The sequence below is a fragment of the Streptomyces alkaliphilus genome, assembly GCF_014141535.1.
Lineage (GTDB): Bacteria > Actinomycetota > Actinomycetes > Streptomycetales > Streptomycetaceae > Streptomyces > Streptomyces alkaliphilus.
The window spans coordinates 1-7,480 of record NZ_VKHT01000147.1 but is presented as its reverse complement, the minus strand read 5'-3'; the positions used below and the strand labels follow the sequence as shown (position 1 = coordinate 7,480).

Genomic DNA, 7,480 nt, shown 5'->3' with positions numbered 1-7,480 from the left:
TATAGAGACAGGGCCCGAACGGATCACACCGTTCGGGCCCGGCCCCGTTCCGGATCACCCCCGGTCACCGTTCGGAGGACCGAACGGTGCCGCTCCCCGGTGCCGCGGCACCGCCACCGGCGGTGGGGCGAACCCCTCCGGGTGACGGTGCCGCGACGGGGGTGGTCACCCGGTGGCGGCCTCGCCGCCCGACCCGTCCCCGCACTCCAGCGCGGCGAACCGCACCGGCCCGTGCAGGATCACCTCCAGATCCACCGTCGCGCCCATCCCTCCGGGCAGCGGCAGCCCCGCGGTGAACCGCCGGTGGTCGTAACGGTCCGTCCCCGCCGGCACCGGGATCTCGACGGCCTCCGCCCCCGGGCACCGCAGTTCCATCCGTCCCGGCCGCCCCTCGGCCGCGGCCGTCACCGTGACGGTCACCGCCGGACCGCCCGCCGCGCCGAGGTCGCAGGCGCGGTACAGCAGTCGCGCCGGGGTCGCCGGGTCCCGGGGCGTGGCGGCGTCACCGCTCTCCCGGTCGCGGTCCACCAGTTCGACGCCGTCCAGCACATCGGCGTCGGCCGCCGCCAGTCCTCTCGCCGCGATCGTCCGGGGTCGCGCCGGCTCCCCGGCGACCTCCACCTCCACCGAGGCTCGGATGTCGCGGGAGGAGGCCCCGACCTCCAGCGCGTACCGGCCACCCGGCACCCGCCGGCGTCCGGAGGCCGGATCCCATACGCCGAGCACCTCCTCGACCGGGGCCTCCAGCGCGATCCGCCGGGATTCCCCCGCCTCCAGCCGCAGCCTGCGGTGGGCCGCCAGTGCGCGCAGCGGACGGGCCGGGACCGTCTCGCCCCCGCCCGGCGACGACAGGGCCCGGGTGTAGAGCTGGACGACCTCCTCGCCGGCGCGGTCGCCGGTGTTGACCACCGTGACCTCCACCCGCAGCACCTCGCCGTCCCCGCCGGTGATCGGCGCCGGCCTCGGGTCGCGGTGCTCGAAGGAGGTGTAGGACAGGCCGTGGCCGAAGGGGAACAGGGGCTCACCCGGGTGGTACAGGTAGGTGAGCCGGGAACCGATCACGTCGTAGTCGAGCGGATCCGGCAGGTCTGTGTCGGAGGCGTACCAGGTCTGCGGCAGCCGACCGGCGGGGGAGACGTCCCCGCACAGCGCCCTGGCCAGCGCCGTGCCCGCCGCCTGACCGCCGTGCGCCGTCCACAGCAGGGCCGGCAGTTCCCCGGCGGCCTCCGTCACCGCGTAGGGGTAGGAGGAGGAGAGCACCAGCACCGTGCGCGGATTGGCGGCCCGGGCCGCCCGCCACAAGGCGTCCTGCTGCTCGGGGAGCGCCAGGGTGAGCCGGTCCTCGGTCTCCCGGCCGTTGATGTGCGGATCGTTGCCCGCCACCACGATCACGGCGTCCGCGCCGGCCGCGGCGGCGGCCACCTCATCGGCGCCACGGGCGACGACCTCGACGGTGAAGGCGGTGGGCTCCTCGCCCTCCCCGGCCACCCGCAGGCCCTCCGGAGCGGCGACCAGCGGCCGGCCGGTGCCCCGGTGCCGCAGCAGCACCGGTCCGTCCTCACGAAGCCCGGTGAGGGTCGATCCGTCCCCCGGGGCGCCCCCGGCGATCGCCTCCGCGGTGAAGGTCTCCTGCACCACCCAGCCGCCCGGCTGCCGTGCCGAGGCCCGCACCATGCCGTCGTCGGCCACCGACAGGTACCGGCCGGCCGTCCCGGAGCCGGCGCGCAGCGTCAACACGCCCCCGCCCCAGTCCACCGGGTGCAACTCCTCCGCCTTGTCCCGCGGTCCGACGGTCAGGGGCGGCAGGTCGGTGCGTCCGCGCAGCAGCGCGGGGTCCAGTGCCCCCTCGTCGGCGGCGTCCGTCCCCTCGTCACCGTCCGGGGTCTCCCCGGCCGGGTCATCCGGCACGGTGAGCCACCCGTCCGCGCAGCGCAGCCGCACCCGGTCGGTGCCCTCCGCGTACGTCACCGAGGCGATGTCGGGGTGCTCCCGCAGCCCGTCCAGGGGAGTGGAGCGGCGCAGCAGGGCGCCGCTGTACCAGTCGAGCTTGCACTCGTCGGCCAGGAGTCCGACCACCGCGATCCGACTCCCGGCGGGCAGCGGCAGCAACGGGGCGCCCTCCGCCCCGTCGGCGGCCGGCGGCTCGTTGCGCAGCAGTACGATCGCGGCCTCGGCCGCCCGCAGTGCCAGGGCCCGGTGCTCCGGGGTGTCGAAGGCGTGATCCGCCGGGTCGGAGAACGGGCCGCCGTCCGGGTCGAACTCGCCCAGCCGCAGTCGCATCCCCAGCAGCCGCAGCGCCGCCGCGTCGATGTGCTCCTGTCCGATCAGTCCGCGCTCCAGCGCCTCCCGCAGCCGCTCCAGGGTGGGGCCGCCGTCCTCGCCGTGGTCGGTGAAGCTGTCCACCCCCGCCCGCAGGGCGGCGCCCAGCCCCGAGGCGTGGTCGGGGTGATACTCCTCGGAGCCGGCGATGTTGGTCGGGGCGCCGGCGTCGGAGCAGACCACCAGGGGCAGCTCCGTCCACCTCCGCAGCTCCGTCTCCAACAGCGGTGAGAGGTGGTTGGGCCGACCGTTGACCAGGTTGTACGCGGGCATCACCCCGGCCACCGCGCCGGCGCGCACCGGCCCGCGGAAGGCCGGCAGTTCGTACTCGTGCAGCACCCGGGGCGGCACGGAGGTGGACGCGGTGTCGCGGTCGGTCTCGTGGTTGTGGGCCAGCCAGTGCTTGAGGATCGGCGCGGTGCGCCAACGGGTGGGGTGATCCCCGCGCAACCCGCGGGTGTAACCGGTCGCCAGGGCCGCGGTCAGGCGCGGGTCCTCGGCGTACCCCTCCTCGTTGCGACCCCACAGCGGGTGACGCAACAGGTTGACGGTGGGTGACCAGACGTTCAGCCCCACCCGCGGGTCGCGGGTCCGCATGGACCGCACCTCCCGCCCCACGGCCTCGCCGATCTTCCGCAGGAGTTCCTCGTCCCAGGTCGCGCCCAGGCCGACGGCCTGGGGGAAGACGGTGGCGGGGCCCATCCAGGCGACCCCGTGCAGGGCCTCCTGGCCGGTTCGGAAGGCGGATACGCCCAGCCGCTCCACCGCCGGGGCGAACTGGTGCAGCATGGACAGACGCTCCTCGGGCGTCAGGCGCCCCAGCAGGTCGGCGACCCGTTCCCCGTCCTCCCGACGCGGATCACGGAACGGAAGCTGCTCGGAAGTCACGGGGAAGGTTCCTCTCGCCGCGGCGGCGGGCTCACGGGCCGCGACCCGGCGCGGGGCACGGAGGCGGTCGGACCCGCCGAACCGGATCATTGAAGCGCTTCGATGCTCAACCGCTCCCGGTGTGGATGTCAAGACATCTAACGGCATCTTCCGGCCCTCGATACCGCGGCGACCCATCAGGGGATGGACGTGTGATTCCGTGCGTCCCTGAGATTTCTTGGGGACATCTCTTGTGCTGTCTCCTGTCCCGCCTTAACCTCTGCGCAACATCGAAGCGCTTCGACCACCGTGCCACCCCAGGTCCTGCGCGGGATCCGCAATGACGCTCTGAAGGGTTCACGCCATGCCCAAGACCCCCTCCGCGCCCAGCCGGAGATCGTTCCTCGCCTCCACCGCCGTCGCAGCAGCGGCCACGGCGGGTGGCGTCCCCCTTCTGGCCGCCTGTGGATCCGGCGGCAACGGTGGTGGCGGCGGCGGTGGCGAGGGCCGCGTCAGCGAGGAGCAGGCGGCGCAGATCCTCCCCACCTACCGGGCGTCCGAGGTGGCGGTCGACCCGGACATCCCCTCCGTCGACGGCTCCGTCCCCGGCTACCACCGGTACATCGAGGTCGACGACCTCGGTGTCACCGTCCCCGAGGCCAAGGGCAGCGGCGGCGAACTGAGCGCCATGACCCCCCTGTGGGGCACCCCGCCGCGGGCCGGCAACGAGTACTGGACGACCATGGACGAGCGGGTCGGCCTGACCGTCAACTGGCAGACCCAGGACGGCAACACCTACGGTGAGAAGCTGGGCACGGTGCTCGCCGGCAGTGACATCCCCGACCTGGTGTGCGTCCCCGGGTGGGAACTGCGCGGCCAGATACCCCGGGCCATCGAGCAGCGCTTCGCCGACCTGGGCCCCTACCTCTCCGGCGACGCGGTCCTGGACTACCCCAACCTGGCGGCCATCCCCACCCCCGCCTGGCAGGCATCCATCTTCGGCGGCGCCCTGCGCGGCCTGCCCATGCCGCAGCCGGTGATCGGCGCCGTGGTGCCGTTCTACCGAGAGGACGTCTTCGAGGCCAACGGCTGGACCCCGCCCGGCTCCCTCGACGAGTTCCTCGCCTTCGCCAAGGACATCACCTCCGCCCGGAACCGCGTCTGGGCCTGTGACGACTTCAAGTGGGCCGCCTTCATCTACTTCGGCGTGCTTCCCTCCCGTCCCCAGTACTGGCGCCGCGAGGGCGACACCCTCGTCCACCGTTACGAGGAGGACGCCTACCTCGAGGCACTGGAGTGGAGCCGCAAGCTCTTCGACGCCGGCGTCGTCCACCCCGACTCCGTGGCCGCCCAGGGCGACGCCAACAGCCGTTTCGCGGCCGGCGAGACCCTGATGATCGCCCAGGGCGAGGGCGTCTGGCACGGGCTGGTGAGCGAGCAGGTCACCGGCGGCAACCCGGACTTCCGGATGAACGCCATGGACTTCTTCTCCCACGACGGCGGCGACCCGGTGATCTGGGCCGGCAACGGCTCGGGCATCTGGACCTTCATCAACCGCAACCTCTCCGAGGACCGGATCCGCGACGCCCTGGAACTGGCCAACCTCTGCGCCGCCCCCTACGGCACCTACGAGAACCGGCTGCGCAACTACGGCATCGAGCGGACCCACTACACCGTCGAGGACGGTGTGCCGGTTCGCACCGACCAGGGCACCGTCGAGGTCCAGCCCGAGACCTACGTCTTCATCGCCTCCCCGGAGGCCGCCGTCGCGCACCCCGACCAGCCCCGGGTGGTCGAGGACAAGTGCGCCTGGCACCAGCGGCAGATGCCCCACGTGCGCGAACCGCTGTTCTACGGCCGGCAGATCCAGGAGCCCGACCGCTTCGCCAACCTCAGCGACGCCTTCGAGGACCTGGAGGACGACGTGACGCGCGGCCGCGCCTCCATCAGCGACATGCAGAACGCCGTCGCCGAGTGGCGCCGCAACGGCGGTGACGAACTGCGCGAGTGGTACCTGGAACTGCTGGAGGACGAAGCCTGACCGACCCCGGCCCAACGGCCGGCCCCCGCCGGACGTCCCCCGGCGTGCCCCGGCGGACACCGCCCCTCCGGAAACGGGGCGGTGTCCGCCGGCCATCGGCGCGTCACCGCCCGGCGGGCGGGAGCACCACCGAACACGACACGCAGGAGAAGAGGTCCGCCCGTGTCCCAGAGCACGGTTCCGCGCCCCGCGGCGGCGTCCGGGGACGGCCCCCCGACGCCCGGCGACGGCGAGCCCGCCGACGGCCGAGCGCCCGGCCCCCGGTCCCGGCGACGGGGCGGGCGGGGCCGCCGCCGACGCGGCAGGCCCACCGTCCACATCCCCGAGGGCGGCGTGGGATTCCGCGAGCGGTTCCGCCGCGACCGCACGCTGATCCTGATGACGATGCCGGCGGTCCTGCTGCTGTTCGTCTTCGCCTACATCCCCATCGCCGGCAACGTCATCGCCTTCCAGTTCTTCAGTCCCTACGCGGGCAACGGCTTCTTCGAAAGCCTCGCCAACAGCACCTGGGTGGGCCTGGAACAGTTCCAGCGGATGGTCAACGACCGCTACTTCTGGAACGCGCTGGAGAACACCCTGGTCTTCTCCTTCCTCCAGCTGGTCCTGTTCTTCCCCCTCCCGATCGCCCTGGCGATCCTCATCAACAGCTTCCTGCACAGCAAGGTGCGGGCGTGGGCGCAGGCGGTGCTCTACCTGCCGCACTTCTTCTCGTGGGTGCTGGTCATCACCGTCTTCCAGCAGATCTTCGGCGGCGCCGGTCTCATCGCCCAGACCGCCCGCAACCACGGCTTCGCCGACGGCTTCGACCTGATGACCGATCCGGGCTTCTTCAAGTTCCTGATCACCGCCCAGCTGATCTGGAAGGACGCCGGCTGGGGCATCATCGTCTTCCTCGCCGCACTGGCCGCCGTCAACCACGAGTTGTACGAGTCCGCGGCCGTGGACGGCGCCGGGCGTTGGCGGCGGATGTGGCACGTCACGCTGCCCGCGTTGCGTCCGGTCATCGCCCTGCTGCTGGTGCTCCAGATCGGCGGCATGCTGACCGTCGGCATGGAGCAGTTCATCATCCAGCGCACGGCGGTCGGCCCCGGCACCTCGGAGGTGCTCGACACCTACGTGTGGTTCGCCGGCATCAAGAACGGCCAGTTCAGTTACGCGGCGGCGGTCGGCATCGTCAAGGGGATCTTCAGCCTGGCCCTGATCCTGGCCGCGAACAAGGTCGCCCACGCCATGGGCGAGGCGGGGGTGTACAAGAAGTCATGAGCGTCCTCACCGACGACGTCACCGAGACCGACCGCAGGCGCCCCTCGTGGGAGGAGCGCCCCCACCCCGTCGGTCTGGCGGCCAAGGGCGTCATCCTGGCCATCGCCGTGCTGGCCATCCTCTTCCCGCTGTGGATCGTGATCATGACCTCGGTCTCCGACGTCGCCACGATCAACAAGACCGGCGGCCTGGTGGTCTGGCCGGAGGGCTTCAGCCTGGCCGCCTACCGCGAACTGCTCAGCGGGGGGCAGGTCGCCCGGGCCACCTTCATCTCCGTGTGCATCACCCTCATCGGCACCGTCTTCTCGCTGGTGGTGTCGGTGCTGGCCGCCTACGGCCTGAGCCGGATGGGCTCGCTGGGCCACCGCTCCATCCTGATGACCCTGCTCATCACGATGTTCTTCGGCGGCGCCGGCCTGATCCCCAGCTACCTGCTGATCCAGACCCTGGGGCTGATGGACACCTACGCGGCGCTGATCCTGCCGATGGCGGTCAACGTCTTCAACATCCTGGTGCTGCGCGCGTTCTTCATGAACATCGGCCAGGAGTTGATGGACAGCGCCCGCATCGACGGCGCCGGGGAGTTCCGCATCCTGTGGCAGATCGTGCTACCGCTCTCCCGGGCGGTCATCGCGGTCATCTCGCTCTTCTACGCCGTGGCCTACTGGGGCAACTACTTCTCCGCCTTCATCTACATCCAGAGCCAGGAACGGCTGCCGCTGCAGAACGTCATGGAACAGATCGTCGTCGCCGGCAACCGCCCACAGGGCATGGGGCAGGCGATCGGCACCGGTCAGATCCCCTCCATCTCCGTGCAGACCGCGGTGATGGTGCTGGCCCTGTTGCCGGTGGCGATCCTCTCCCCGTTCGTGCAGAAGCACTTCAAGAAGGGCATGCTCATCGGCGCGATCAAGGGCTGAGGTCCACCGGGCCCCGGTGCGGCGCGCCCGCCCGGGGCCCGGTGGACCTCAGCCCTTGATCGCGCCGATG

At 72.0% G+C, this 7,480-nt stretch carries 4 protein-coding genes; 3 read left to right on the top strand and 1 reads right to left on the bottom strand.

Annotated features, from left to right (window positions below):
- Positions 1 to 165: 165 nt before the first annotated feature.
- Entirely contained in the window at positions 166 to 3,207 is a 3,042-nt protein-coding gene (locus FNQ90_RS07475; protein WP_182605607.1) for a glycoside hydrolase family 3 C-terminal domain-containing protein, read from the bottom strand.
- Positions 3,208 to 3,550: 343 nt separating this feature from the next.
- Between FNQ90_RS07475 and FNQ90_RS07470 the strand changes: the two genes are divergently transcribed.
- The 3 genes from FNQ90_RS07470 (at position 3,551) to FNQ90_RS07460 (ending at position 7,410) form a co-directional block, all read left to right on the top strand.
- On the top strand, positions 3,551 to 5,227 hold the full coding sequence (locus tag FNQ90_RS07470; protein WP_182605606.1) for an extracellular solute-binding protein: 1,677 nt from the start codon (positions 3,551 to 3,553) through the stop codon (positions 5,225 to 5,227).
- Positions 5,228 to 5,389: 162 nt separating this feature from the next.
- Positions 5,390 to 6,490, top strand: coding sequence for an ABC transporter permease (locus tag FNQ90_RS07465; RefSeq protein ID WP_323379825.1), 1,101 nt, complete (start codon positions 5,390 to 5,392; stop codon positions 6,488 to 6,490).
- On the top strand, positions 6,487 to 7,410 hold the full coding sequence (locus FNQ90_RS07460) for a carbohydrate ABC transporter permease (protein WP_182605605.1): 924 nt from the start codon (positions 6,487 to 6,489) through the stop codon (positions 7,408 to 7,410). Before FNQ90_RS07465 ends, FNQ90_RS07460 begins: the two co-directional genes overlap by 4 nt.
- Positions 7,411 to 7,480 lie beyond the last annotated feature (70 nt).